This is a genomic window from Nocardia wallacei (assembly GCF_029868745.1).
GTDB classification, from domain to species: Bacteria; Actinomycetota; Actinomycetes; order Mycobacteriales; family Mycobacteriaceae; genus Nocardia; species Nocardia wallacei_B.
The window spans coordinates 1-24,124 of record NZ_JARWOP010000318.1; the positions used below are offsets into that span (position 1 = coordinate 1).

Sequence of the window (24,124 nt, forward strand, 5' to 3'; positions counted from 1 at the left end):
GGCCGTGGGAGCGGCGTTTTAGACGGGCCGGAAGGGCCCGCCCCCGAACGGCCGGACCTCGGTCGCCGCGATGTCCGGTTCGCGACCGCCGCGGCGGCCCCCCAGCCCTACCGGGAGGGCCGGGGCGGGGTTACCGCCCAAAAAACCCCGGCCCCCGGCGCCCCCCCCGGCGGGGGGGCGGCGGCGCCCCCCCGCTACGGCCTCCGGGTCGCGAGCAATCCCGAATTCCTGCGGGAGAGCCACGCGGTATACGACTTCCTGCATGCCGACCGGATCGTCGTCGGAGCCGACGACCCCGCCGTGGGCAACCGGATCGCGCGGCTGTACCGGGGACTGGAGTCCGCGGTGCAGATCGTCGACTTCGAAAGCGCCGAGCTGGCCAAATACGCCAGCAACGCGTTTCTCGCGACGAAGCTGTCGTTCGTCAACGAATTGGCGGAGCTGTGCGAAAAGGTCAGTGCCGATATCGAACTCGTCGGCGAATGCCTGGGCTCGGACCCGCGCATCGGCGCCGCGTTCCTGCGTCCCGGGCCCGGCTGGGGCGGTTCCTGCCTCCCGAAGGACACCCAGGCGCTGCTGCATGTGGCGCGCGACAAACAGGTCTCGCTGGGCGTCCTGGCGGCCGCCGTCGAGGCGAACAACGCACAGGTCGACCGCGCCGTCACCACGCTGGGGCACGCGGTCGGCCGGGCGGATGGTTCGCTGACGGGTGTCCGGGTGGCCCTGCTCGGCCTGACATTCAAGGCAGGCACGAGCGACCTGCGCGATTCACCCGCGCTGCGCCTCGCCGCGGCGCTGGTCGACCACGACGCCGACGTCCGCGCCTACGACCCCACCGTCACGCCGGACGACGCCCGGAAACTGCCGCTGCCCAGCGTCGTCCGGATCGTCGATGACCCTTACGACGCGGCGGAGCGGGCGGACGCGGTGCTGGTCGCGACCGAATGGCCGGAATTCGCCAAACTCGACTGGACCCGGCTCGGATCGCTCTCGGATCGGCGCCTGGTCGTGGACACCCGCAACCTGCTGGACGCCGAGGCGTTGCAGCGCGACGGTTTCACCGTGATCGGCAACGGCCGATGAACGGTCGTCGTTTGCCCGCCCGGCGAGCGGGTACGGCGTGGACGGCAGGAAACGAATCGACCCGAAGGAGTTGGCATGAGTGAGCTGAACCCCATCGCGTTGCAGAAGTACCTGCACGGCGTGGACTACCCGTGCGACCGCGACGGTCTGGTCGAGGCGGCGCGCAAGAACGGCGCCGACGACAAGGTCGTCAGCACGCTCGAGAAGATCCCGCAGCAGTCGTACAGCGGACCCGACGCCGTCAGCAAGGCGGTGTTCTGACCCTGTCCGGGAATACGCCTGCCGGATCCAGGACCACGGTGGTGATCGCGACCCGTAATCGAGCCGACGAACTCGCCACCACCCTGGACCGACTCGCCGAGGCGGACCCGCAACTACCGGTGGTCGTCGTGGACAACGCGTCCGACGACCACACGGTGCGCGCCGCGGCCGGGTTCCGCCGCCGGTTCCGCGCGCTCGAGGTGCTCGAACTGCCGGGCAACGAGGGCGCGGTGGCCCGCAATCGCGGGGCCGTGCGGGCGAACACCCCGTTCGTCGCGTTCTGCGACGACGACGCCTGGTGGGCGCCCGGCGCCTTGCGGACCGCGGAGCACCTGTTCGACCGGCATCCGGACGTCGGGCTGCTCGCGGGCCGCACCCTGGTCGGGCCGGAACAGCGCGAGGACCCGGTCAATCGGATGATGCACGAGAGCCCGCTCGGCACGGATCCCGGTGCGCCCGGACCCTCGGTGCTCGGCTTCCTGGCGGGCGCGTGCGTCGTGCGGCGCGAACCGTTCCTCGCCGCGGGCGGCTTCTCCCCCGTCCTGCATTTCGCCGGCGAGGAGACATTGCTGGCCTACGACCTCGCCGCGGCGGGGTGGCTGCTGTGTTATTCGCCGGAGGTCGTCAGCCGGCACATGCCCTCCACCCAGCGAATGCCCTCGCGCGCCCGCCGCGATCTCGAGAAACGCAACGCCGTCCTCACCACCGTGATGCGACGGCCCGCGCGCGAATGCGTGCGTGAGCTGGCCGCCGTCGGCTGGTCGGCGGTGCGCCACCCGAGCAGTGCCCCGGTGGCGCTCGCCGTGGCCGCCCGTCTGCCCCGGGCGCTGCGGGAACGTCGGCGGCTGCCCGGCCATGTCGAGTCGCAGATCGCACTGTTGCGCAACGGAAAGGAAGGGTCATGACGGGACCGAGGGTGAGCACGGTGATCATCACGCACAACCGCCGCGACGAGTTGCGGCGGACCCTGCGGCACATGACCCGGCTCGCCGACTGCGGCCCGATCATCGTCGCGGACAACGGTTCCGGGGACGGCACGGCGGCGATGGTGCGCCGGGAGTTCCCGCAGGTGCGGCTGCTCGCCTTCGCGGACAACCTGGGCGCGATCGCCCGCAATCGCGCGGTCGAGCAGGTAACCACGCCCTATGTCGCGTTCTGCGACGACGACACCCGATGGCAGCGCGGCGCGATGACCCGCGGCGTCGACCTCCTCGACACCTACCCGGAGCTGGGCTCGGTCACCGGGAAATGTCTCGTGGCGCCCGGCCTCGAGGAAGATCCGCTGACGCCGGAACTGCGCGACTCCCCCGTCGCGGCCCCGGTCTGGATGCCCGGTCCCGCGCTGCTGGGCGTGATGGCGGGGCTGTCGATCTTCCGGGTCTCGGCATTCCGCCAGGTCGGCGGGTTCTGCGAACGGATGTGGCTCGGCGGCGAGGAAGAGTTGCTCGCCCTGGACCTGGCCGCCGCGGGCTGGTGGATGATGTGGGAGGAGGACATGATCATCCATCACGAACCGTCGGTCAGCCGCGACGCGACGCGACGGCGGCAACTCGGCATCCGCAATACGCTCTGGACACTGTGGCTGCGCCGCCCCGCCCGCAGCGCCCTGCGCCGGACGCGCGCGGTGCTCGCGGGCGCGCCGAAGGACGCGGCGACCCTCGGGGCCGTGCTGGAGGCGGCCGCCTCGCTGCCCTGGGTGCTGCGCCACCGGAAGGTCGTGCCCGAGCATGTCGAGGCCGGGCTGGTGCTGCTCGAGGAGCCCCAATCACGGTCGCGCGCAAGGCGTTACATCGGCTGACCGCGCGGGTCAGATATCGGCCTTGCGGCTGCCTTCGTTGCCCATGATCTGCGGTGGATCCTCGGCGGTACCGGACGCCTTCTTGCGCCGGATCAGCACGATGGCGACGAGTACGGGGATCACCAGCAATATCAGCAGAAATTCCATAATCGGCCACACCTTTCCGCTGGAGTACGAGCAGCAACCTATCGGCGAGCTACCCGGCGCAAGCGGGTCCAAACCGCCGCACCCGGGTGTTGCCGACGCCCGACGGGGTAGGTCGCCGAATGAACCTGTCGTCGAATCGAACGGACGTGCCGCCATGTCTATGGATCCCGACCCCGAACGTGTCCCGGACCTGGAGCAGGGCGGTGGAGTGCGCCCCGGCGCGACCCCACCCGACACCGCGCAGACGTCCGGGCTGTCCGCTCCCGAGCCGCGCACGCGGCGATCGTTCCCGCCGACCGGCATCGCCATGATCGCCGTCGTCGTGGCGGTGGTGGTCCTGTTTCTCGGCGTCGCCATAGCGCTCCTCGTGACTCTGTGACCGAACGAGGTCGTGCCGGGCTCACCGCGTGTGGCAATGACCACGCTGCCGGTCGCCCGCGAATCCGGCATCCTTGACTCGGGCTCGCTTCGCCGGGCGCCACGACAACCCCGACGACTGGTGAAAAACCTTGCGACACAGCCCGCCCAGGTCCCCGGCCACGAACGGCTCGGCGTGTCGCGAGTTCGAGTATCCGCGGCACGAGCCGCTGCCGCAGACCGGTCGGCCCATCGAGTTCGTGGCGGATCTGCTCGACGATATCGCGACGCCGAATCCGGCGGCCCGCACGCTGACGGACCCGCACGCGGCGGCGGGCCTGATCGCGGCCGAGACCCGGTCACGAGTCCGCGCCGTCTGCGACGCCTTCCCCGGCAACCCGGTGATCCTGCTCAGCGGCGGGGTGGACTCGATCTATGTGGCTGCCGTCGCCGCGGCTCTCGGCCGCACGCCACACGCGGTCACGATCGTCACCGCCGAGGCCTCCGACGAGACCAACGCGGTCGTGGCGGCCGCCGCGCTGGGACTCACGCACGACATCGTCCGGCTCTCGCACGACGATGTCGTCCGCTTGGCGCAACAGACTATGGCACGCCTGAGGACCTCCGAGCTCTGGGAGGTCACCGCCGGGATTCCGCTGCTCGCCGCCCGCCGCGGCTTCGGCGGCGACATCGGCCCGATCTTGTCGGGCAGCGGCGCCGACGCGATTCTCGCCGGTGGCCGCGCGCTCTCCCATCCCGTCGAATCTCCCTCCGCCCGAGTGGAACTCGACACGATCGTGCGCACCGAGTCCGCCGCCAACTTCCGTCACGATCGGCTGGTTCCGCACTTCTACCCCGCGCTGCTCGACGAGTACGCCGACCGGCTCGTGCACGTCTTCCAGACCGTCCGATGGTGGCGTGTCGCCGAAACCCTCGCGCCGCCCGCCCTGTTCGGCGAGAGGGACGGCGTGCCCTTCGACAAACTCGCGCTCCGCATCGCCTGTGAGAAGCAATTGCCCATCGGCGCAAAGCATCTCGCCTGGGCAGTGAAATCCCCGATCCAGCGCTCGACCGGACTGACCGCGGTGCTGTTCGCCGCGGCCCGCGCCTACAGCGCCCGATTGCCGGGAGCGGCTACCTACACCGACCCCCTGACCGAGCCACCGGAAGCAGTAGCCACCCGCCTGTACCTCGCCGCACTCCATCGCATGATCAACGGCTGACCTCGCCGTCCCCGCGAAACAGGTAGCGGGGTACTCGTGCTCGCGGGCCGGGCGAGGCCGAGTGTTGATACCGCAGCGTGGATCATCTCTCGGCGGTCCGCGCTCCGGAGGTGGATCATGAGAGGCGCGGTGCGAGCGTTCCTCGTCACGCTGTCGGCGGCGGGGATCCTCGGTGCGACAGCGGCGACGGCGGGGTCTGTGCCCACACCGACCTCGCCGATCTCACCCGGCGGTCAGGTGGAATCGTGCGCTACGACGCCCAGTGCGGTCGGGCGGAGCTGCGAACGCCCGGATCCCACTCTCTCCGTCCCGTCCAGGGCCGAACGCGGCACGCAGATCAGCGTGACGGGCGACAACTGGCGGTGCCTCACCGCCCGGGTCACGCCGAGCTGGTCCGGGGCGGTACAGACCGCGATGGTCGACAGGGGATCGTTCGATGCCTCGCTCCCCGTCGGCGCTCAGGTCGAGCCGGGCTCGTACTCCGTCGAGGTGTCGTGTGGCGACGACTCCGCCACCTCGCCGATCACGATCTTCGCGCGGCGCGGCGAGACCACCACGCCGACGACCACGCACAGGACCACCGAGCCGACAGCGGAGATCACCACACCGTCCTCCGGCGTGGAGACGACCGACGAGCAACCGTCGATCGCCGCGCAGCCGGGCGATATTCCCCAGTCGCACAGCACTATCGGCGGTCCGCTCGTCGTCGTGACGCTCCTGGCCGCCGTCCTGCTAACGGCACTCGTTGTCTGGTGGCGCAGGCACGTGGCCCGTACACCGCACGAGCCACCCCCGCCCCGCGTTCGCGTACGAGTGGTCGCCGACGCGAATCCGTCCGTCCGGGTTCGCGAACTCGCTCACCCCGTGGGCCCGGCCGTTCGAGTCCGGCTCAGCGCCGGTGAACCGACCGTACGCGTGAAAGAGGTTCCGCGATGACGAATCCCCCATCCATCACGGCCCGCACGGTGCTGTTCGGGTACGCCCCGCGCGAGGCCGTCGAGCGTGAGTTGACCGAGCACCTCCGCACAAGCGGTGTCGATGATCTGGCGCTGCGACGTGCGCCCGCCGTCACCGCGCTCCTGCGAGCCGCCGCGCTACGCGAAATCGCCACGGCCGTAGACGGTTTGCTCGCGTTCGATATCGGCGGCGTCGCGGTCGCGGGCTGGCGGCGTTACGAACAGCTGCGCGACGCGGCGATGCGAACCAGGGCGGGCGGTACCGAACAGGTCGACCTGCTCGCGCATGAGATCACCCGGACCTGCCGCCCGCAACTCGACATCACCGTCGACGGAAACACGATGGGCCGCTTCGAACTCGAACTCGAGGCCACGCTGCTGCTCCTGCCCGTCGCCGCCACCGTCCGCGACGGCCGCCTGGTGGCCCTCGGACCCGGCGACTGCACGGTCACGATCGCGATCCTGGTCCCGGAAATCGGTCCGGTCCTGGAACGCGAACGCGCCTTCCTCGTGGGGATCATGGTGGACCTCCGGCATCCGATCCCACTGATCGGCCCGCAGGATTTGCCTGCGCCGCAACGCATGTCCGGGCCGATGGCACGACAGCCGAACCGCTGACCGGCTAGCGCTACGGAACCCTCGCTGCGCGCCCCGCCGCTCCGAGGCCGGGTTCGCCGCACCTCGCCCGCGACGGCCACCTGCCCTACAACGCCAGGTTGTGGCCTGCCGGACGACTGGTTGTTTGACCGGGTCACCGCCGGTCGGCTTCGATGTCGGCTCGACACAGGGTGATGCGGATCGGACGGAGCCGGCGCGGGTGATGCGGGGCAAGCGGTCGCTGGGGCGGCAATTCGGGTGGCTCTGGGCCGCGTACGCGGCGAGCGCAGTCGGGACGTGGCTGGCCTTCGACGCGTTCGCGTTGATCGCGATCCAGGTGCTGCACGCGGGTCCGGGCGAGGTGGCGGGCCTGGCGGCGGCGGGCCTGGCGGCGGGGGTGGTCGTCGCCCGCCTCGACCAGATCCCGGCCGATCGGATCGCCCGCACCCTGTCCGCCTGGTCGATCGCGACCAAATCCGGCATCGCCGTCCTGACCGCCCTGTGGGGCCTCCTGGCCACGATCACCACGCCGCGCGCCCCACCCCGAACCGCAACCCGCCCGAACCCACGCCTGATCGGACACGCCGGAGGTATTCGCATTCCCGCCCATCCGCGAATCGTGTTGTGGCGAATAGGTATTGCAGCCGGGCGGCTGCGCGCACACGACGAGAGCAGGGGCCCCGTGACGACCGAATCGACTACCCGGAAATTCGAGGACCGCGAGCGGCGAGTGCCGTCGAAACCTCCGCTCGAGGTGGTGACCGCGCCCGCGGATGTGGACGGCGCGCCCGCGGGCGGGCTGCTGCCGCCCGCCGGGACCGTGGTGCTGTACTTCGGCCACCGCACCGCACCCGCATGGCAACGGTTGCGCGACACGGTGATTCGGCGCGACTGGCAGGGGCTTCGCGACTTCCCACCGGCCGCGGAACCGATCGACGAGTCCGAGGAGAGCGCGCTCGACAGCCCCGTGCACTTCGAAATTCGTTGCGCCGGGCGAACTCTGCTGGAACACGTCGCGCTTCCCGAGCAGCGCGCACACGGCACCCTGTCCTTCCCGTACACCGGCGGCCACCTCGCGGACACCGACTTCGAAATCGTGGAGTACCGACACGCCGACGTGCCCGCCGATCTCGACCTCGACTACGTGGTCGTGCGCCGGGCGCCGGAGCTGTCCGCGACGGAACAGCAACTGCTCGGGGCGATCGATCCGGGCTTGCGCGAGATCCATGTCGGCGCGCGCTGGCCGCACGGGTGGCAGTGCTCGCTGGACCAGATCACCAACAACATTCACGACGAGGCCATGGCGGACCGCACGAGGGCACACGGTTGTGTCGCGGATGTGGTCACCAGGAAGCTGCCGGAGGACGTGATCGCTGAGATCGCCGGGCGGCCGGGCGCTCCGGCGGCGTCGGTCACCGAATTGCTCGGTGTGCGCAGGCGACTGCTCGACCGATGATCACCGCGCTGACCGGAGTAGTGCTCACCGGCTGGCTGGCGGTGACCGCGCTCGTTCCGCTTCCGGTGGTCGGCAAGGCGGTCAGAAGGGCACTGCCGGAATGGCTTTCGCCGTTGGTGCCCTCCTGGACCTTCTTCGCGCCCCGGCCCGGCACCGACGACCGCGTGCTGTTCTACCGTGATCTGCTGGCCAACGGAGAGGTCGGTCCGCTGCGGGCGGTGTGGCCGCAGGAGCCACCGCCCGGGCGGGCGCGGAAAGCGGTGGCGGACGCAGCCTCCCAGCTGTCCGCGTTCATCCCCGCCCGCCCGGAATCGTCCGACGCCGAGCGGAACCTGGAGATCATGGTCAGTCCGCCGTATCTGCTGCTGCTCGCTCGATGCGCGGCCGCGCGGCACGATATGGCCGCGGTGGGTGTGCAGTTCGCCGTGGTGCTGACGAACCTGCGCGAGGAACCGCCGCGCGTCGTGTTCACCTCGGCCGTGCACAGGCTGGAGCCGCAGGCGCCGACCGGAGCCATGGCATGACCGAATACGACTCGGCGCGTTGGGTTCTGGCGGTATGCGGCATCGGCCTGGCGTATTCGGCCGTCCGTGATCTGCGGGCGGGCCGCGAGTACGCGGCGGGCGGAATTCTCTCCTGGGACGTCATCGGCGCGGGCCGGTTACGGATATTCCATCCGCTGCTGGCGTGGCGGGGGTACCGCTGGGTGCTGACGGCACAGCTGATCGCGGGCGGGTGCTCGATCGCCGTGTTCGCGCTGCCGGTGCCCGTGGCCGCCGCGCTGGCGTGGACCCTCGCCGCCGCCTGCGTGCTGACCCTCTACCGCTCCGCGCAGGGACTGGACGGCGCCGACCAGATGGCCGCCCTCAACACGATCGCGGCGGCGGGCGCGTTGACCGCCGGGGGCGGCGTCGGCCGGCTGCTGCTGGCGTTCCTCGCCGGTCAGCTCGTGCTGAGCTATCTGATCGCCGGGGTGGCGAAGGTCGCCTCGCCGGTGTGGCGGAATGGGAGCTGCCTCGCGCTCATCCTGTCGACCGACTCGTTCGGCTCGCCCGGCCTCGCCGCGGCGCTGCGGACGCGTCCTGCCCTGGCCCTGCTGCTGGCGTGGGGAGTCATCGGCTTCGAGGTGCTGTTCGCGGGCGCCTGCGCACTACCCGGCGTTCCGCTGTGGACGTTCCTCGCCGCCGGTCTCGTCCTCCACCTGACCATCGCGGTGACCATGGGCCTGGTCAACTTCCTGTTCGCCTTCACCGCCGCCTACCCCGCCCTCCTCTACACCGTCGGCACGTGATCCTCAGCGGGCGTGAAGAAGTCGCCGACGCGCTTGCGGACGTCGGCGCATCTGAGGTCCAGGTCGTCGGCGTCGTCCGCGACGACGAATGCGAGGCCGAGGGCCACCGAATCCATCATGGATCTGGTGGCCGGGTAGGTCTTGCCGGGTTCGGCCGCCATCCGGACCTCCCGCACACCCGGCAGGCCCGTCAGTTCGGCTTCGGCCCCGCCGAGGTACCGGGACGGCTCATCGATGCTGAAGAGGACGAGGGCGCCGCGCTGCGACAGGGTGTAGCCGGGCGATCGGCCCGATACCGGTGTCCGGATCCCGAAACGTGCTGCGATATAAGCGCATTCGCGATGGATCTGCGAGTTGCCGGTCAGCAGATAGGTCTGCTGTGGATGGCCGATCCCGTGCGCGCGTGCGCCGAAATCGATCAGCCGGGGGCCCAGCGCGCCGGACATGATCTCCATATGCGCGGGACCGATGCGCACGCCGAGGGCGTCGAGCACCTGCCACGCGTACTCCCGCAGCTCGCCCACCACGGGGTCGTCGTGCTCGAGCCACCGCCCGCGCTCGTAGACGAAATCGCCTGCGGCCGAGACCCATTTGTCGTACACGCTCACACACAGCAGTTCGTGACCGTGCTCGGTGGAGAACGTGTCGACGGCGTATTCGACTCGGGGAGCGGGATACATCTGCTGAATCAGGGCGGCCGAACCGGCCCCGAACAATCCGGCGCCCTCGGTGATGGCGGCGACGGCGGCGGTCAACTCGGCGGGGGTCTCGACCGATCGGACGTCCACCGAGGCCGCCCCGCGAGCGGGCTTGACCACCAGCTTCCGGCCACCGCGCAGCTCCGCGAGGGCCGCGGCCGGAATGGCGTCGGGCCTCTCGACCGCCCGCGTCGTCAGGCTGGGAACGCCCGCCGCCGCCAGCGCCTCGAACATGTACTGCTTGTCCCAGCGCCGCATCGGCAGCGCCGTATCGCTGCCGGGGCAATCGGGCAGGTCGGCGCGCAATCGTTCACACAATTCGACGCCGGGCTCCGAACCGGCGATGACATAGTTCACCGCGCGGTCCCGGCACATCCGCAGCAGCAGCTCGTACGACGCCCCGAAATCCGCCTCGAAATTCAGCGCGCCCGGCGTGGGCGCGGTACGAAACCCCGACACCCGCGCCTGCGCGGTATCCAGCAGTATCGGGTCGATGCCGAATTCCGCCAGCACGGCGGGATACAGCCTGCCCGAACTCACCGGGTCCACAATCAAAACCGAATTATCCGACACGGGACGGACTCCTGTTCTCGTTTACCCCCGCTACCACCGCCACCGCCCCCGCAACCAGCGAAATCTGTACTACCAGCGCCCAATAGAGCGACAGGTCGTGCAATACCCCGAAGGCGCCTATACCCGGACCGACCGCGAAACCGATCGACTGGGCCGCCGACAGATACCCCTGATATCTGGGATTGTCCGATCGAGACGAGAGCCGCGCTATCGCCGCGCTCGCCTGCGGAATGAAGATGGCCTCGCCGAGGGAGAACAGCACGAATCCGCATATGCACACGGTCCAGCTGGTTCCGAAACCACAGACCGCGAGCCCGGCCCCAGTCACGAAGATTCCGAGCCCCAGCGCGTAGTTCCAGCGCAGCTTGGCCGTCACGAAGCTGAGCGGCAACTCGAAAACAATGATGAACACCGAATTCACGGCGATCAGAACGCCGTACAGATGCCCGCCACCGGCGATCCGGTCGACCGACAGCGGTATTCCGCTCATGCTCTGGGCGTAAACGGCCATCGCCGTGCCGAATACGACGATCACCGCCCACAATCGCGCCGCACGGGAGCCACGACGCCTGGTGAACGGCAGCTCGATCTCCGTCGAATTCGACGGTCCCGCAGCGTTTTCCGCCGTACGCAGCCGCGCGCGCTCGCTCAGTAACAGCACCGCGGTCAGCAGCGAACCGAACGCGGACAACATGAACAGCGTCGGGAAGTTGTCCTCCCCGACCATCGCGACCACGATCGGAGCGACCGTGACACCGCTGCTGAGGAAGATCCGGTGGAACGCGACCACCGTCACGGTATTGCCCCGGTAGCCGGAACCGGTCACCAAGGCCGCCGCCGGCCCGGCGAACGATTGCGTCACCGCGACACTCAGCGACGCCACCACAATCGCCGAAACAGGCTGCGCCGAAAGCATTCCGAGCAGGAACAGCAGCGGCACATTGAGCACCGAACCGGCGATCAGTACGTCGGTCGACCCGAACCGGCCCGCGCACCATCCGCCCGCCAGCGATCCGAGCACCCCGGCGAAACCGGCCGCGAACAACGCCAGCGACAACGCGGCGGCGCTCAGCCCGATCGATTGGTAGAACACCGTGGAGAACAGCGCGAGGAACCCCACCGATCGGCTGAGGAACGTGGTGATCGAAACAATCCACACTTCCGCGGGAAACTCCGGCCGCACCTGATCCTCCTCGCGATCCGCCGCGGGTACGCCGCCAACTAGTGGCAATCCGGACGCTAGTCGCCTGCCATCGGCGCCGGTTTCGCGTACGCGAAGCGAACTTGCCGTCACGCGCAGAATCCGCGGGCGCGGGGGCCGGTGGACCTCTCAGGGCTGGGTGGAGTACCGGATATCTCGCGGGCTGACGCCGAAGCGCTGCCGGAACGCGGTGCTGAACGCGCTGGCCGAGCCGAACCCCAGGCCCGACGCGATCGACGCGATGCTCTGATGCCGATACGACGGATCGCTCAGCCGCCGGTTCGCCAGTTGCAGACGTTCCTCCCGGATCAGCTCTCGCGGAGTGGTTCCGGAGCGCTGCAGGGCGAGCTGAATCTGCCGGACCGACCAGCCGAGCGAGCGCGCGATGGTCGCACCGGACAGCCGGGGGTCGGTGGCGTACGAGCGGACGTACTCGCGGATCGCCGCGTCCAGTTTGTCGAAATGGCCCACGCTGGTCAGTTGTTGCGCGCGGGCGTGCATGCACAGCAGGTCGACGATGTGGGACGAGGCGGCGTCGAACTGATACCCGTCGAGCGTGCCGGACTCGTCGAGCAGTCCGGTCAGCATGCCGGTCACCACGCGTCCGAGTCCCGCGGTCAGGTCCATCTGCCGCCCGAGGAGCCCGTCGCCGATATCGAGGCGGTGCGTGATCTCGTGCCGCGGAATGGTCATCAGCACGCCGCTGGTGCCCTGGCCGAGCGCGAATCCGAACGGCCGGTCGAGCGACACCAGGCAGCAGGAACCGTTCGGCAGAGGCAAACTGCCGCTGTCGTCCCAGAGGTCGGCACGCCCGCCGAAGGTGAGCAGCAGCCGGAAGTCGTCGTCACTGTCGCGGCGGATGTGCTTGGCCGTTCTGACGTAGGTGACATCGTCGGAATGCCAGCCCACCAGCTGGTACTTGCCGGTGCGCGCCAGCTTCGTGCGCCCTTGGAAGTCGGTGCCGCCGGGGAATTCGTACGACAGGCGCCGATGGTAGGAGGTGATGAGTTCCGCCCAGTACTCCGCCCGTTCCCCCGGTTCGACGCTGTGGGTCGTAGACGTCTCCACCGTCAGCTGCGGCATGTTCACCGGCGTTCACTCCTGCTCGAACCGACAACACGCCAAATAATCGCTGGCCCAGCCCACCTCGTCCACACCGACCACGGTGAACCCGGTCACCGGCGCGGTGCGGGACCGGCGGCCCTCGTCACAGCCGACCCGCGATCATGATGAATTCGACGAGCAGCCCGAGTGACGACAACACGATTCCGAGGATGGCGAGGCCGATCGCGCGGCGATGTCCGGTACAGCCGACGATGCCGCAAACCAGCCCGGCGACCGCGAACGGGACACCGATGAACGGCCGCAGGTTCGTCGGATCGACGATCACGTAGTTCGGCAGCAGCGGCAGGCTGACGGCGAGCAGGCCGAGAAGTACCGCCGCGACAGCGAACATCGGCCCCGGCCGACCGGTCGGCGGCGGGCCACCCTGCCAGCCGGGTCCGGCCGCACCCGGCCACTGGTGCGGAGGCGGTGCCATCGGTCCTGGCGGAGCCGGGTATCCGGGCGCCGGGCCGGTCGGCGGGGCCGGGAAGTTCGGATCCGGCGGTGGATACGACATCGCTCGTCCTCATCAATCGCGCGCGGGAAGTCGCTTCCACCCAACCACATTCGGCGCGCCGAGTCAGCCGATGATCACCGGCAAGGTCTCCCAGCCGCGCACGGTGGAGGTGGACGACAGCGCGATGCTGTCCCATTCGACATCCCAGCGCGGGAACCGGGCGAGCAGTTCCTCCAGGGCCACCTTCGCCTCGAGCCGGGCCAACGCGGCGCCCAGGCAGAAGTGGGTGCCGAATCCGAACGTTCGCAGATTGCTGACCTTGCGATGGATGTCGAACCGGTCCGGCTCCGGCCAGCGGTCCTCGTCCCGGTTGGCCGAGGCGATCAGCAGGATCATCGCGCTGCCCGCGGGCACGGTGCGGCCGTACAGTTCGACATCGGTGGTGACGTACCGGGCGATCGCGTGCCCGGTGGGCTCGAATCGCAACGTCTCCTCGATGGCGTTCGGGATGAGCCGGGGGTCGGCGACCAATTCGGCGCGCTGGTCGGGGAATCGGGCCAGTAGCGAGCCGAGCCAGCCGATCAGCCGGGCCGTGGTCTCGTTGCCCGCACCGGCCACGACGGAGATGTAGGTCAGGATCTCCTGCCGGGTCAGGGTCCGGGTGACCCCCTCGGTGTCCACGAACTCCGCGCGCAGCAACTCCGTCATCAGGTCGTCGGAGGGATGGTCGGCACGCCAATCGATGTACTCGGCGAACTGTTCGGCATTCGGAATCGCCTGATCCGACACCTCCATCTGCTGACCCGGAGCGGTGCGCAGGTTCGCGTCCGCGCGGTCGCGGACCGACTCCTGGTCGGACTCGGGAATGCCGAGCAGCATCCCGATCACGCGCATAGGCACCTCGTTGGCGAACGCCGTCATGAGATCGAACCGGTCGAGCCCGGCGAGCCGGTCGAGCGAGCGGACGCACATCTCGCGAATCTGCGGTTCCAGCGACAGCACCCGGCGCGGGGTGAACACGCTCTTGAGCAGTCCGCGGTGGATGTCGTGGGCCGGCGGATCCTCCATCAGCAGGGTGCCCGGCGGAATCTCGATGCCGGCCTTGATGATTTCCAGGATCGGGCCGCGCGAGGAGGAGAAGGTCTCCCAGTCGAGCAGGGCGCGGTCGACGTCGTCGCAGCGGCTGAGCAGATAGAAATCGTGCTTGTCGTTGTAGTACAGCGGCGCCTCCGCGCGCAGTCGCCGGTAGATCGGGTACGGGTCGCGGGCGATCGCGGGATCGAAGGGGTCCCAGTAGAGCGGGCCGCCGGAATCCGGCGAACTCCCCTGCGGCGCTTCGGCAATGGTGGGCTGTGTGTCGGGCATGCTGCCTCCGGGGTGGGCGGTGGATTCGATTCGGGCGTAGTCGTCAGCGGGTGGCGTCGTATCCGGCGGTCATCCAGTACAAAGTGCGGTCGATGGCGGGCACGATGTCGGTCACCGCGATCTCTCCGGACGAGAACTGGCCCATCAGCCCGTACACCAGGCTGTTGAGAATCGCGTAGAGGTCGTGGATGAAGTCCATGTCCACGTCGCCGAGCACGGCCATGGCGGCGGGGAAGACGGCATCGATGCCGTGGCTCATCAGGGTCTGCCCGCCGGCCGAGGCGCGGGCGCGAAAGTAGGCGGCGAGCAGGCCGGGATGGTCTTCCCACGGCTCGAACACCGGGCGCAGCACGCGCATCATCCCGGTGTGCAGTGATTCGCCCGGGCGGACAACGTATTCGGGCATGCGGGCGTAGCAGTTCTCGGCCATCCACCAGTCCAGCGCCGCGAGGATGAGTTCGTCGCGGGTGCCGTACAGCTTGTAGATCTTGGCCAGCGAGACCCGCGCCCGCCGGGCGACCTCGCGCACCTGTATCGCGTCGTAGCCCTCGGCCTCGAGCAGTTCCACGACGGTCGCGCGGATGCGTTGCTCACCCCGTCCCAGGGCCGATTCCATGACCGAGTCGTGAGGATCGCTCATCGCGCCCGCTCCTCTCCAGGAGGTCTCGACGCCACCTTCGGTAACAAAGTTACCAATTTTGGAGATGACAGATCCCCAAAATCGACAATTGCACTTCGTGAGCCAAGAACGATATTCTGACCGTCAGAAACAGCATTCTCCCCGAGAGGTGGGTCGTATGGCTTGGGACTTCGAGACCGAACCCGAGTACCAGGCAAAGCTGGACTGGGCCGACGGATTCGTGCGCGAGGAGGTGGAGCCGCTGGATCTGGCCTGGCCGCACGAGCAGTTCGTGCCGTTGGACGGCGGCCGCCGCAAGGCCATCACACCGTTGAAGGACCGCGTACGCGAACAGGGATTATGGGCGACGCACCTGGGCCCCGACCTCGGCGGCCAGGGACACGGGCAGGTGAAACTGGCGCTGCTGAACGAGATTCTGGGCCGGTCGTCCTGGGCGCCGATCGTGTTCGGCTGTCAGGCGCCCGACACCGGCAACGCCGAGATCCTCGCCCACTACGGCACCGCGGAGCAGCGGGACCGGTACCTGCGGCCACTACTGGAGGGCGAGTTGTTCTCGTGTTACTCCATGACCGAACCGCAGGCCGGGGCCGATCCGCGGCAGTTCAGCACCGTCGCGACGCGCGACGGGTCGGATTGGGTGATCAACGGCTGGAAGTACTTCTCCTCCAACGCGCGCACCGCGGCGTTCCTCATCGTCATGGCGATCACCAACCCGGAAGCCGGTGCGTACCAGGGGATGTCGATGTTCCTGGTGCCCGCCGACACCCCCGGCATCGAGATCGTCCGGGACGTGCGGCTCTACGGTGAACCCGAAGCCGCCGGTCAGCACGCCCTGATTCACTACGACGGCGTGCGGGTGCCGGATTCGGCGCTGCTGGGCGGGGAGGGGCAGGCCTTCGTCATCGCGCAGACCCGGCTCGGCGGCGGGCGCATCCACCACGCGATGCGCACCATCGGCCTGGCGCGCAAGGCGCTGGACATGATGTGCGAACGCGCGCTCAGTCGCGAGACCGCGGGCAGCCGGCTGTCGGACAAGCAGTTCACGCAAGGCTTCATCGCCGACTCCTACGCGCAGTTGCAGCAGTTCCGGCTGTTCGTGCTCTACACCGCCTGGGAGATCGACAAGCACAACGACTACAAGAAGGTGCGCAAGGACATCGCCGCGGTGAAGGTCGTCATGCCCACGGTGCTGCACGACATCGCCTGGCGCGCCATGCAGATCCACGGGGCGCTCGGCGTCACCGACGAAGTGCCGCTCATGCGGATGATCCACGGCGCGGCGGTCATGGGCCTGGCCGACGGCCCCACCGAGGTACACAAGACCACCGTCGCCCGGCAGGTACTGCGCGATTACTCCCCCGCCACCGGGATGTGGCCCACCGAGTGGATTCCCGCGAAACGCGAAGCGGCACTGGCCCGGTACGCCGAATTCCTCGAACACGAAGTGGGAAACCGATGACCGAGCACACCGCCGAAGCCACCGCCCTCGATATCGCACGGCTCACCGACTGGCTGGACCGGACCGGGATTCCGGGCGCCGGGGAGCCGCTCACCGTCACGCAACTGTCGGGCGGTGCGCAGAACGAGATCTACGACCTCCGCCGCGGCGACCACCGCAGTGTGCTGCGCATCCCGCCCGCCGCCGCCCCGGCGGAGCGCGACAAGGGAATTCTGCGCGAATGGCGTATCACCGAGGCGCTCGACGGAACCGATGTGCCGCACCCGGACGCGGTCGCGGTCTGTACCGATCCGGACGTGCTGGGCCGGACCTTCTTCCTGATGGGCTACATCGACGGATGGTCACCGATGCAGCATCAGCGGGCGTGGCCCGAACCGTTCGGCAGCGATGCGGCGGCCCGGGCCGGACTCGCCTATCAGCTGGTCGAGGGCATCGCGCTGCTGTCGCGAGTCGACTGGCGAGCGCGCGGACTGGGCGACCTCGGCAGGCCCGACGGCTTCCACGATCGGCAGGTCTCGCGCTGGACGAGCGTGTTCGAACGGAGCAAGGGCCGCGACCTCGAGGGCATGGACGTCGTCACCGCGTGGCTGAACGCCCATCGGCCACTGGATTTCGTGCCCGGCCTGATGCACGGGGACTACCAGTGGGCCAACGTCATGTATCACCACGGCGGGCCCGCGCGACTCGCCGCGATCGTCGACTGGGAGATGGGCACGGTCGGCGATCCGAAACTCGATCTCGCGTGGACGCTGGGCGATTGGCCCGCCGACACCCACTCCGCCGAGGCGTCGCGGGCCAGCTATGTCGACCTGCGGTACATGCCCTCCCGGGACCAACTGGTCGCGCACTATGCCGAGGTGTCCGGTCGCCAGGTCGACGATCTCGACTACTACCTCGTGCTGGCGAAATGGAAGCTCGCCATCGTGCTCGAGCAGGGTTTTCAGCGCGCGGGAGACAACCCCAAACTGCGAGCCTTCGGTGCGATCGTGCCGCCGCTCATGCGGTCGGCCGCCGACCTCGCGGAGACCACGACCTACCGCGGATGAACCGGGAGCAGCGCATGGGATTCGCCGACAACCTGTTCGATCTGACCGGCCGGGTCGTTCTGATCACCGGCGGCAGTCGCGGGCTGGGACGCGAAATGGCCTTCGCCGCAGCGCACTGCGGCGCCGACCTGGTCATCGCCAGTCGCGACTACGACAACTGTGCGGCCACGGCCGCGGAGATCGTCCGCCGGACCGGTCGCGCCGCGCTGCCCTACGGCGTGCACGTCGGTCGCTGGGATCAGCTCGACGGGCTGGTCGAGGCCGCGTACGAGCGATTCGGCACGGTGGATGTGCTGATCAACAACGCCGGTATGCAACCGGTCTACGACAGCCTGACCTCGGTGAGCGAGAAACTGTTCGACGCCGTTGTCGCCCTGAATCTCAAGGGGCCCTTCCGATTATCGACGCTGGTCGGCGAGCGCATGGTGGTCGCCGGGCGGGGCTCCATCATCAACGTCAGTTCGACCGGATCCATCCGGCCCCGGCCGTCGATCGTGCCGTACGCGGCCGCCAAGGCGGGGCTCAATGCGATGACCGAGGGACTGGCCCTGGCATTCGGCCCGGCCGTGCGGGTCAATACGCTCATGGCGGGCCCGCACCGCACCGGAGCCACCGCCGGATGGGACCTCGGCAACCTCGAGGACGGGCGGAATCCGTTCGCCGCCCATGCCCTGCGACGCATCGGCGAACCTTCCGAAATCGTCGGCGCCGCACTGTATCTCGCCTCCGATGCGGCCAGCTATACCACCGGGTCCATCCTCCGCTGCGACGGCGGCATGCCGTGACCGCCGCCCGGAGTGCCGGTGCCAGAAGGGGAACCGATGGTGAGACGGCGGTGATCACCGGGGCGGCCGGTGGGATCGGCGCGGCCGTCGCCCGGCTGCTCGCGGCGCAGCGGGTGGATTGCGTTGTAGTGGACCATGATCCGCGCGTCGAGGAGGTGGCCGAGCAGATCGGCGGGGTGGCCGTCGTCGCGGATCTCACCGATCCGGAATCCTCCGTGCGCGCCGTCGCGGCCGCCGGGAATCGCCTCGATCTGCTGGTGCTCAACGCGGGGCGCAATTCGGCCGACAAGGACCCGGCCGCCCTGGACCTCGACCGCTATCACGCGGTAGTGGGCGTCAACCAGCACGCGGTGATGTGGGGACTGCGGGCCGGGCTGCCGGTCATGCGCCGCGGCGGCGGTGGCGCCATTGTCGTCACCGCCTCGCTCGCGGCCGTGCGGGCGACGCCGCAGGATCCCGTGTACGCCATGACCAAACATGCCGTCATCGGGTTGGTGCGGTCGCTGGCCGGGCCGCTCGCGCAGGAGAACATCCGCCTGAACGCGGTCTGTCCGGGGCTGGTGGACACGCCGCTGACGGCTCCCGGGCGGGATCGGTTCCGGTCCGCCGGTATCGCGATGCTGTCGGCCGACACGGTGGCCGTCGCGATCGTGGACAGCCTGCGCGGCGGCGAGGCGGGGATAGAGGTGCTGGTCCGGCCCGGCCTGCCGGATACCCGATACCGGCCCGCCCCACTACCGTGAACCCACAGCGGACGCTCGGACCGACCGCCTCGCCACTGTCAGTAGCACCGTGATCGACTGCGGCACTGGGCAATTCGACACCCAGTCGACAGCCGTCCGGCCGGAGTCGTTGATCCGCGCAAACGACACTGCCCGGCAATGCCATTCGGACGCACACCGTAATTCGTGGGGAGCCGACGCCGTATGCACGCCACCGCGGGTCGCGGGCGATCCGTGGCCCGCTAGTCCGGCATCGGCGGAATGGCGCCCGCGCCACTGTCTTTCGCGATGGAGCCGCCGGAGGCGAGGACGTCGGGGCCGTACTTGGCGGCGATGAGTTTCCACGGATCGGCGTAGCGGCCGCGGCGTTCCGAACGCCGTTGGAGCGCAAGGAGTGTGCGCAGGATCGGGCGCAGCGCCGGGCCGAGGACGCGCAGCGCCGCCCGGATCGCGCGGGGTTGGCTTCGGGCGATCCAGTCGACGGTCTGCTGCCAGTCGTGGTGCTGATAGTCGAGCAGGGCTTGGGATTCGGTGGTGTCGAACCAGCCGGTGAAGCTCCAGCCGCGGTCGTCGCCGGGATCGCCGGGCAGGCTCGCGGACGGTCCGAGGCGGCCGATGCCCAAGGCCGCGAGCATCTCGTCCTCGACGTCGCGGTGCGTGTGCCGGTAGGTCTCGTTGCCCGCGATGAGCAGGATCTTGCCGTCGACGGCGGCGCGGCGGTCGACGGCGTTGGCGAAGGCGGTCGCGACGTCGCGCGCGTCGACGGCGTGGAGCCGGTTGTCGCCGGGTGTGGCGCGCATGAGCAGCAGGTAGTCGCCGTTGACGCCGGCCGTGCCGTCGGGCGAGAGCACTCCGCCCAGGCGCAGGATCGCATGCGGCAGTCCGCTGCCGGTGACGACCGCCTCGGTCAGCACCTTGTCCTCGCCGTATTGATCGATCGGATGCACCGGCGTGTCCGGGGTGATCAGCTCGGGATAGCGGTGCGGATTGCGGGAGCCGTAGACCGCGGCGCTGGAGGCGTACAGCAACAGCGGCGGCTCGGCGAGGGCGCGGGCGGCCCGGACCAGACCGGTGGTGCCCTCGACGCTGATCCGCCTCGCCAAGGCCGGATTCCGGTACGACCGCGGCGCAAACAACGCCGCGAGATGGACGATCGCGCCGGGCCGGTGCTCGGCGACGAGCGCGCCGACGGTCGCTTCGTCGAGCAGGTCGGCGTAGACGGTGTGCAGCGTGCCGTCGTGCCCGGGGGCGTCCACACCGGCGGCGGCCGCCAGGGTGGCCTCGGTGCGCAGATCGGTGGCGACGACGGTGCGGCCGCGCGACAGCAGGATCTCCACGCAGCGCTTGCCGACCTGACCGAAGGCTCCGGTGACGAGAACGGTATCGGTCATCTCGCCGACCTCCGTGCCGCGGCCGCGCCCGCCGCATCACGCAACCGAGCCGGGATTCGGACGGAGACGATCGGAGTGTGGAGGTCTTCGCGCAGCCGAGTCAGCTTGGAGGTCTTGATGTACCAACGGCCGTCGGTCTTCTCGTAGGTCTCGTGGTAGTGCCCGTAACCGACCATGTGCAGTCCGGGAGCCAGAGCCACGACATCTTGGAGCGCCCAGCAGCCCCGGGCGGTGGTGGGCGAGGTCAGCTCTATTTCCGGCGCGTGCACCTGGTGCACGGTGATGCGCGCGGGCTTGCCGAGGGTGGCGATCAGGAATTGCACGAACGCGTCGGCGCCGGTGACGAGCCGCCCGCCCGCCTCGGACGTATCACCGACGAAATCATCGGTGAACAACCCCCGCCATGCCGCCCAGTCCTTCATATCCAGATACCGGCAGTACCGCGCCTTCAACTGCTTGATGGCCTCTACATCGCGGAAGTGCCGGAGTTCCTCGAGATCCGCCGCTGGTTCCTCATGGACCGAAGCGTTCATGCCAGTCCCTTCACATAGCCGGAAACCACATTCTTCATTAGGGAGAGTCCGACTATCAAGCGCGAAGTTACCGCGGGAATGCGGATTGCCCGAAACATGGGCCGGTGGCCTGGCGGTTTCGGGCGATGATGGTCAGCAGGATCTGCGGAATGTCCACCCAGCCGGGGGAATTGGACATGTGGTGCACGTCGCGGATGTCGGCGGGCGATACGTCGAGCCGGTCGTGGGCGGATTCGATTCCGCCCCACCACTGATCCTGTGCGCCGCCCCCGAGCCGGATCGGCAGCGCGTGCACCTGGATATCGGTGAATTCCAATCCGGTGAGCAGCGACGGCACGGTGCGAATCCAGGTCAGCGCCGCCCCGGTCCGCACGGCGTGATCGTGATAGGCCGCCAGCACCTTGCCCAGGACAGGGTCCGGCGCGGCGGCGTCGTCGAGTTGATAGGGCTCGGTGAGCATCAGGACGCCGCCGGGACGCAGCATGGTGGTCGCGGTCGCCACAATGCTGTTGCGCGCGGCGGCCTTTCCGAGTGTGAGCCGGGAGTGAATCAGATCGAATCTCCGGCCACGTTGTCGCCCTGGGGAATTCGGGGACACTGTGCCGACCCGGCAACCGGCCGACAGCGTCCGGTGATCCGCGGTACTCACCCGGGCCGCGGGATATTTCGCCGCGAGCGCCGCCGCCAGCCCGACCGATGCGGCGCTGATATCGAGGAGACGAGCGTCGGGTCGCAGCTCGAGCGCTGAAATCAGCCCGAGGCTGTAGTCGTCGAGTGGCGTCGCGGCCTCGGAGTCGCTGTCGTCGCTCCCGTGCCGGCCTGGGATCATCTGCATATCGTGTGGCCCTGTATCGCGAGTGTGGTCCGGTAGTGGATTCGCCCGATTCTGCGCACGGCCGCTAGCGGGTATCTTGCAATGCGCTTAACGCAGCGGCCGGATGGACCGCCCGCGGCACCGGCGCGCGGGCTGTCACCGCGCTTACCGGACCGCGCTCTCCCGCCCGAATACGGTTGCGGCCGTGAGGATTCCCGCGACGGACAGCACCGCGGTCATCGCGAACGCGGCATGGAAACCGCCGAGCCCGGTACCGGCCACCAGCACGGTCGAGACCGCGGCGACCCCGGCCGCGCCGCCGATCTCCCGCATCGTCTCGATCAGACCGGCGGCCAATCCCGTTTCCGCCTCGGTGACCCCGGCCAGCGCGCCGATCTGCAGCGACGGGACACACAGCCCGAAGCCGAGCCCCGCGAGCAGGAACGGCGTGAGCAGCCCGGCGAGATATCCGGCGTCGGCGGAGATCTGCGTCAGCCACAGCATGCCCACGGCAATGAGCGCCAGTCCGGTGATCAGCATCCGGCGGACACTCACCGCCGCGGCGAGGCGGCCCGCGACCGTCGAGGTCACGAACACGGTCGTGGTGGTCGCCAGCCACGCCAGCCCCGTCCGCACCGGCGAGTAGCCGAATTCCTGCTGCATCAACAGTGATCCGAGAAAGATGAACGAGAAGAATGCGCCGAAGCCGAACAGCGCCGTAAGGTTCGCGCCGAGCAGCGTGCGGTTGCGGACCGCCGCCGCGGGCACCAGCGGCGTCGCCGCGCGCGTCTCGATCACCACGAACGCCGCCAGCGCCACCGCGGCCGCACCGCCCCACGCCAGAGTGGACATCGCGGTCCAGCCGTGCGTCGCCGCATGGTGCAGCGCGTAGACGAACAGCAGCAGCCCGCTGGTCACCGTGCCCGCGCCGGCGAGGTCGAGCCGCCCCGAGCGGTCGCGGGAGCGGTCGGCGACGAGATACACCGCGACGATCGCGAGCAGCGCCAGCCCGGCCGGAACGTTGATGAAGAACGCCCAGCGCCAGCCGGGACCACCGGCGATCAACCCGCCCGCGACCACGCCGAGCGTCCCCGCCGCGCCGCCCACGGCACCGAAGACGCCGAGGGCCCGATTACGTTCGCGCCCTTCCCGAAAGGTGACGGCAAGCAGCGACAACGCCGCGGGCACGACGAGCGCACCGCCCAAACCCTGCAAGCCCCGAGCGGCGACCAGCAGGCCCAAGCTCTGCGACAGCCCCGCCAGCAACGAGGCAGCGGTGAACAGCGTCAGCCCGGCGAGCAGCATCCGCCGCCGCCCCACCAGGTCGGTCAGCCGCCCGCCGACTAGCAGAAACCCGCCCAGCAGCAGGCCGTAGGCGACGACGACCCATTGCGCGCCGCCATTGCCGACGTGCAGATCCCGCTGGATCGAGGGCAGCGCCACGTTCACGATGGCGATGTCGACCGACACCATGGACTGGGCCGCGCACACCAGCCCCAGCACGAGTCCACGCCGCGCCGGACGTGCCCGGCCGGATTCCGGAATCGTTGTCCGCGCGGTCTTTTCGATCAATGTCATGATTCGTGTCCTCTCGACGCGCGGGCGGTCAGTACTTCGCGATCGGGTCCCCGGCGCCCGTGGCGAGCAATTGCGGGAGGCTCTTCGTGATGTAGAAGGTCCAGCCGCGCGAGCAGGCCTGGAAGCATTCCGATTCGGAGGCGGTCAGGCCGCGGTGGACGAAGTGCAGCGTCGTGCCCTCCGGGGTGGCCGCGATGTCGAAGACGACGTCGGTGCCGGTCCACTCGTCGTGGTCCGCGACGAAACCGAGGTACGAGTCGACGACGTGCCATACGACGCGGGCGCCGGGCACGACCTCGGTGATCCGGAACCGGCAGAAGCGAATTCCGGTGTCCGACCGCGCGGCTTCGCCCGGATATTCGCAGTCGTCGGTGAAGACGAACTCGTCGTGCCGGGCGGCGGTGGCGCCGATGATGTTGGCGTTCCACCATCCGCGTACGTCGGTGACGGCCGCGAAGACCTCCTCCGGGGTGTGGTCGACGGTGATGGTGGCGGTCAGGTGATCGGTGTGCGACATCGGTCTTACCTCTCTGTTCGGTGGGTTTTGCCCACCGACGAACGAGGTCGACCGGGATCGACACCGGCTGGG

Annotated in this window: 27 protein-coding genes; 15 read left to right on the plus strand and 12 right to left on the minus strand. The window is 69.3% G+C overall.

The genetic code is table 11. The features are described 5' to 3' along the window. The 4 genes from QH470_RS29785 to QH470_RS29800 all read left to right on the plus strand — a co-directional run. The coding region (locus tag QH470_RS29785) for a UDP-glucose dehydrogenase family protein (protein WP_280275691.1) at positions 1-1,083 on the plus strand (1,083 nt) is incomplete at its 5' end. Positions 1,084-1,158: 75 nt separating this feature from the next. Next, complete coding sequence (locus QH470_RS29790; RefSeq protein WP_280275692.1) at positions 1,159-1,344, plus strand: DUF2795 domain-containing protein; 186 nt, start codon at positions 1,159-1,161, stop codon at positions 1,342-1,344. A 41-nt stretch (positions 1,345-1,385) separates the two neighbouring features. Continuing rightward, positions 1,386-2,249 (plus strand): glycosyltransferase family 2 protein, encoded by an 864-nt coding sequence (locus QH470_RS29795; protein ID WP_280275693.1) that lies wholly within the window; start codon positions 1,386-1,388, stop codon positions 2,247-2,249. Further along, entirely contained in the window at positions 2,246-3,142 is an 897-nt protein-coding gene (locus QH470_RS29800; protein WP_280275694.1) for a glycosyltransferase family 2 protein, read from the plus strand. The genes QH470_RS29795 and QH470_RS29800 overlap by 4 nt, the downstream gene beginning before the upstream one ends. Positions 3,143-3,151: 9 nt before the next feature. On the opposite strand, the gene QH470_RS29805 is transcribed toward QH470_RS29800, so the two are convergent. Then, positions 3,152-3,289 carry a hypothetical protein gene (locus QH470_RS29805; protein ID WP_280275695.1) on the minus strand — a complete coding sequence of 46 codons (138 nt, stop codon included), beginning with the start codon at positions 3,287-3,289 and terminating at the stop codon, positions 3,152-3,154. Positions 3,290-3,443: 154 nt separating this feature from the next. On the opposite strand from QH470_RS29805, the gene QH470_RS29810 reads away from it, so the two are divergent. The 7 genes from QH470_RS29810 to QH470_RS29840 all read left to right on the plus strand — a co-directional run bounded on the left by QH470_RS29810 (position 3,444) and on the right by QH470_RS29840 (position 9,169). Then, on the plus strand, positions 3,444-3,668 hold the full coding sequence (locus QH470_RS29810) for a DUF6480 family protein (RefSeq protein ID WP_280275696.1): 225 nt from the start codon (positions 3,444-3,446) through the stop codon (positions 3,666-3,668). A 130-nt stretch (positions 3,669-3,798) separates the two neighbouring features. After that, entirely contained in the window at positions 3,799-4,869 is a 1,071-nt protein-coding gene (locus QH470_RS29815) for an asparagine synthase-related protein (RefSeq protein WP_280275697.1), read from the plus strand. A gap of 117 nt (positions 4,870-4,986) precedes the next feature. After that, on the plus strand, positions 4,987-5,805 hold the full coding sequence (locus tag QH470_RS29820) for a hypothetical protein (protein WP_280275698.1): 819 nt from the start codon (positions 4,987-4,989) through the stop codon (positions 5,803-5,805). Continuing rightward, the gene (locus tag QH470_RS29825) at positions 5,802-6,443 is read left to right on the plus strand and encodes a hypothetical protein (RefSeq protein WP_280275699.1); all 642 of its coding nucleotides are present in this window, start codon (positions 5,802-5,804) and stop codon (positions 6,441-6,443) included. Before QH470_RS29820 ends, QH470_RS29825 begins: the two co-directional genes overlap by 4 nt. Positions 6,444-6,645: 202 nt before the next feature. Further along, positions 6,646-7,878 (plus strand): hypothetical protein, encoded by a 1,233-nt coding sequence (locus QH470_RS29830; RefSeq protein WP_280275726.1) that lies wholly within the window; start codon positions 6,646-6,648, stop codon positions 7,876-7,878. Then, entirely contained in the window at positions 7,875-8,402 is a 528-nt protein-coding gene (locus tag QH470_RS29835) for a hypothetical protein (protein WP_280275700.1), read from the plus strand. The genes QH470_RS29830 and QH470_RS29835 overlap by 4 nt, the downstream gene beginning before the upstream one ends. Beyond that, positions 8,399-9,169: a hypothetical protein gene (locus tag QH470_RS29840; protein WP_280275701.1), complete on the plus strand. Its 771-nt coding sequence runs from the start codon at positions 8,399-8,401 to the stop codon at positions 9,167-9,169. The genes QH470_RS29835 and QH470_RS29840 overlap by 4 nt, the downstream gene beginning before the upstream one ends. Here the strand turns inward: QH470_RS29840 and QH470_RS29845 are convergent. The 6 genes from QH470_RS29845 to QH470_RS29870 form a co-directional block, all read right to left on the minus strand. Next, the gene (locus QH470_RS29845) at positions 9,151-10,407 is read right to left on the minus strand and encodes an ATP-grasp domain-containing protein (RefSeq protein WP_280275702.1); all 1,257 of its coding nucleotides are present in this window, start codon (positions 10,405-10,407) and stop codon (positions 9,151-9,153) included. The two genes, QH470_RS29840 and QH470_RS29845, sit on opposite strands and share 19 nt — an antisense overlap. 22 nt (positions 10,408-10,429) lie before the next feature. Beyond that, positions 10,430-11,623, minus strand: a complete 1,194-nt coding sequence (locus tag QH470_RS29850) for an MFS transporter (protein ID WP_280275703.1) — start codon at positions 11,621-11,623, stop codon at positions 10,430-10,432. Between the two features lie 147 nt (positions 11,624-11,770). Then, the gene (locus QH470_RS29855) at positions 11,771-12,724 is read right to left on the minus strand and encodes a helix-turn-helix transcriptional regulator (protein WP_280275727.1); all 954 of its coding nucleotides are present in this window, start codon (positions 12,722-12,724) and stop codon (positions 11,771-11,773) included. 124 nt (positions 12,725-12,848) lie between these two features. Next, entirely contained in the window at positions 12,849-13,181 is a 333-nt protein-coding gene (locus tag QH470_RS29860; protein ID WP_280275704.1) for a hypothetical protein, read from the minus strand. A gap of 144 nt (positions 13,182-13,325) precedes the next feature. After that, positions 13,326-14,567: a cytochrome P450 gene (locus tag QH470_RS29865; protein WP_280275705.1), complete on the minus strand. Its 1,242-nt coding sequence runs from the start codon at positions 14,565-14,567 to the stop codon at positions 13,326-13,328. Between the two features lie 43 nt (positions 14,568-14,610). Then, positions 14,611-15,207, minus strand: a complete 597-nt coding sequence (locus tag QH470_RS29870; RefSeq protein ID WP_280275706.1) for a TetR/AcrR family transcriptional regulator — start codon at positions 15,205-15,207, stop codon at positions 14,611-14,613. A 157-nt stretch (positions 15,208-15,364) separates the two neighbouring features. Between QH470_RS29870 and QH470_RS29875 the strand changes: the two genes are divergently transcribed. From QH470_RS29875 to QH470_RS29890, 4 genes are read left to right on the plus strand one after another with little or no spacing between them, the layout of a single operon-like run. Then, positions 15,365-16,666 carry an acyl-CoA dehydrogenase family protein gene (locus QH470_RS29875; protein ID WP_280275707.1) on the plus strand — a complete coding sequence of 434 codons (1,302 nt, stop codon included), beginning with the start codon at positions 15,365-15,367 and terminating at the stop codon, positions 16,664-16,666. After that, on the plus strand, positions 16,663-17,712 hold the full coding sequence (locus QH470_RS29880; RefSeq protein ID WP_280275708.1) for a phosphotransferase family protein: 1,050 nt from the start codon (positions 16,663-16,665) through the stop codon (positions 17,710-17,712). The genes QH470_RS29875 and QH470_RS29880 overlap by 4 nt, the downstream gene beginning before the upstream one ends. Before the next feature lie 14 nt (positions 17,713-17,726). Beyond that, entirely contained in the window at positions 17,727-18,497 is a 771-nt protein-coding gene (locus tag QH470_RS29885; RefSeq protein WP_280275709.1) for an SDR family NAD(P)-dependent oxidoreductase, read from the plus strand. Positions 18,498-18,547: 50 nt separating this feature from the next. Next, positions 18,548-19,240 (plus strand): SDR family oxidoreductase, encoded by a 693-nt coding sequence (locus QH470_RS29890; protein WP_280275710.1) that lies wholly within the window; start codon positions 18,548-18,550, stop codon positions 19,238-19,240. A gap of 221 nt (positions 19,241-19,461) precedes the next feature. Here the strand turns inward: QH470_RS29890 and QH470_RS29895 are convergent, their stop codons facing one another. The 5 genes from QH470_RS29895 to QH470_RS29915 all read right to left on the minus strand — a co-directional run bounded on the left by QH470_RS29895 (position 19,462) and on the right by QH470_RS29915 (position 24,052). Beyond that, complete coding sequence (locus QH470_RS29895; RefSeq protein ID WP_280275711.1) at positions 19,462-20,610, minus strand: NAD-dependent epimerase/dehydratase family protein; 1,149 nt, start codon at positions 20,608-20,610, stop codon at positions 19,462-19,464. After that, a complete protein-coding gene (locus QH470_RS29900) occupies positions 20,607-21,143 on the minus strand; it encodes a nuclear transport factor 2 family protein (RefSeq protein WP_280275712.1) in 537 nt (178 codons plus the stop codon). The genes QH470_RS29895 and QH470_RS29900 overlap by 4 nt, the downstream gene beginning before the upstream one ends. A gap of 67 nt (positions 21,144-21,210) precedes the next feature. Continuing rightward, positions 21,211-21,972, minus strand: a complete 762-nt coding sequence (locus QH470_RS29905) for a hypothetical protein (protein WP_280275713.1) — start codon at positions 21,970-21,972, stop codon at positions 21,211-21,213. A gap of 150 nt (positions 21,973-22,122) precedes the next feature. Continuing rightward, entirely contained in the window at positions 22,123-23,535 is a 1,413-nt protein-coding gene (locus tag QH470_RS29910) for an MFS transporter (protein WP_280275714.1), read from the minus strand. A 28-nt stretch (positions 23,536-23,563) separates the two neighbouring features. After that, positions 23,564-24,052 carry an SRPBCC family protein gene (locus QH470_RS29915; RefSeq protein WP_280275715.1) on the minus strand — a complete coding sequence of 163 codons (489 nt, stop codon included), beginning with the start codon at positions 24,050-24,052 and terminating at the stop codon, positions 23,564-23,566. Positions 24,053-24,124: the final 72 nt, after the last annotated feature.

What these genes read in the sequence shown, in the direction of transcription:
- QH470_RS29790 (WP_280275692.1), top strand. Translation starts at nt 1,159, where the DNA reads ATGAGTGAGCTGAACCCCATCGCGTTGCAGAAGTACCTGCACGGCGTG.
- QH470_RS29800 (WP_280275694.1), top strand. Translation starts at nt 2,246, where the DNA reads ATGACGGGACCGAGGGTGAGCACGGTGATCATCACGCACAACCGCCGC.
- QH470_RS29805 (WP_280275695.1), bottom strand. Translation starts at nt 3,289, where the DNA reads ATGGAATTTCTGCTGATATTGCTGGTGATCCCCGTACTCGTCGCCATC.
- QH470_RS29810 (WP_280275696.1), top strand. Translation starts at nt 3,444, where the DNA reads ATGTCTATGGATCCCGACCCCGAACGTGTCCCGGACCTGGAGCAGGGC.
- QH470_RS29820 (WP_280275698.1), top strand. Translation starts at nt 4,987, where the DNA reads ATGAGAGGCGCGGTGCGAGCGTTCCTCGTCACGCTGTCGGCGGCGGGG.
- QH470_RS29825 (WP_280275699.1), top strand. Translation starts at nt 5,802, where the DNA reads ATGACGAATCCCCCATCCATCACGGCCCGCACGGTGCTGTTCGGGTAC.
- QH470_RS29830 (WP_280275726.1), top strand. Translation starts at nt 6,646, where the DNA reads ATGCGGGGCAAGCGGTCGCTGGGGCGGCAATTCGGGTGGCTCTGGGCC.
- QH470_RS29835 (WP_280275700.1), top strand. Translation starts at nt 7,875, where the DNA reads ATGATCACCGCGCTGACCGGAGTAGTGCTCACCGGCTGGCTGGCGGTG.
- QH470_RS29840 (WP_280275701.1), top strand. Translation starts at nt 8,399, where the DNA reads ATGACCGAATACGACTCGGCGCGTTGGGTTCTGGCGGTATGCGGCATC.
- QH470_RS29855 (WP_280275727.1), bottom strand. Translation starts at nt 12,724, where the DNA reads ATGCCGCAGCTGACGGTGGAGACGTCTACGACCCACAGCGTCGAACCG.
- QH470_RS29860 (WP_280275704.1), bottom strand. Translation starts at nt 13,181, where the DNA reads ATGGCACCGCCTCCGCACCAGTGGCCGGGTGCGGCCGGACCCGGCTGG.
- QH470_RS29865 (WP_280275705.1), bottom strand. Translation starts at nt 14,567, where the DNA reads ATGCCCGACACACAGCCCACCATTGCCGAAGCGCCGCAGGGGAGTTCG.
- QH470_RS29870 (WP_280275706.1), bottom strand. Translation starts at nt 15,207, where the DNA reads ATGAGCGATCCTCACGACTCGGTCATGGAATCGGCCCTGGGACGGGGT.
- QH470_RS29875 (WP_280275707.1), top strand. Translation starts at nt 15,365, where the DNA reads ATGGCTTGGGACTTCGAGACCGAACCCGAGTACCAGGCAAAGCTGGAC.
- QH470_RS29880 (WP_280275708.1), top strand. Translation starts at nt 16,663, where the DNA reads ATGACCGAGCACACCGCCGAAGCCACCGCCCTCGATATCGCACGGCTC.
- QH470_RS29885 (WP_280275709.1), top strand. Translation starts at nt 17,727, where the DNA reads ATGGGATTCGCCGACAACCTGTTCGATCTGACCGGCCGGGTCGTTCTG.
- QH470_RS29895 (WP_280275711.1), bottom strand. Translation starts at nt 20,610, where the DNA reads ATGACCGATACCGTTCTCGTCACCGGAGCCTTCGGTCAGGTCGGCAAG.
- QH470_RS29900 (WP_280275712.1), bottom strand. Translation starts at nt 21,143, where the DNA reads ATGAACGCTTCGGTCCATGAGGAACCAGCGGCGGATCTCGAGGAACTC.
- QH470_RS29905 (WP_280275713.1), bottom strand. Translation starts at nt 21,972, where the DNA reads ATGATCCCAGGCCGGCACGGGAGCGACGACAGCGACTCCGAGGCCGCG.
- QH470_RS29910 (WP_280275714.1), bottom strand. Translation starts at nt 23,535, where the DNA reads ATGACATTGATCGAAAAGACCGCGCGGACAACGATTCCGGAATCCGGC.
- QH470_RS29915 (WP_280275715.1), bottom strand. Translation starts at nt 24,052, where the DNA reads ATGTCGCACACCGATCACCTGACCGCCACCATCACCGTCGACCACACC.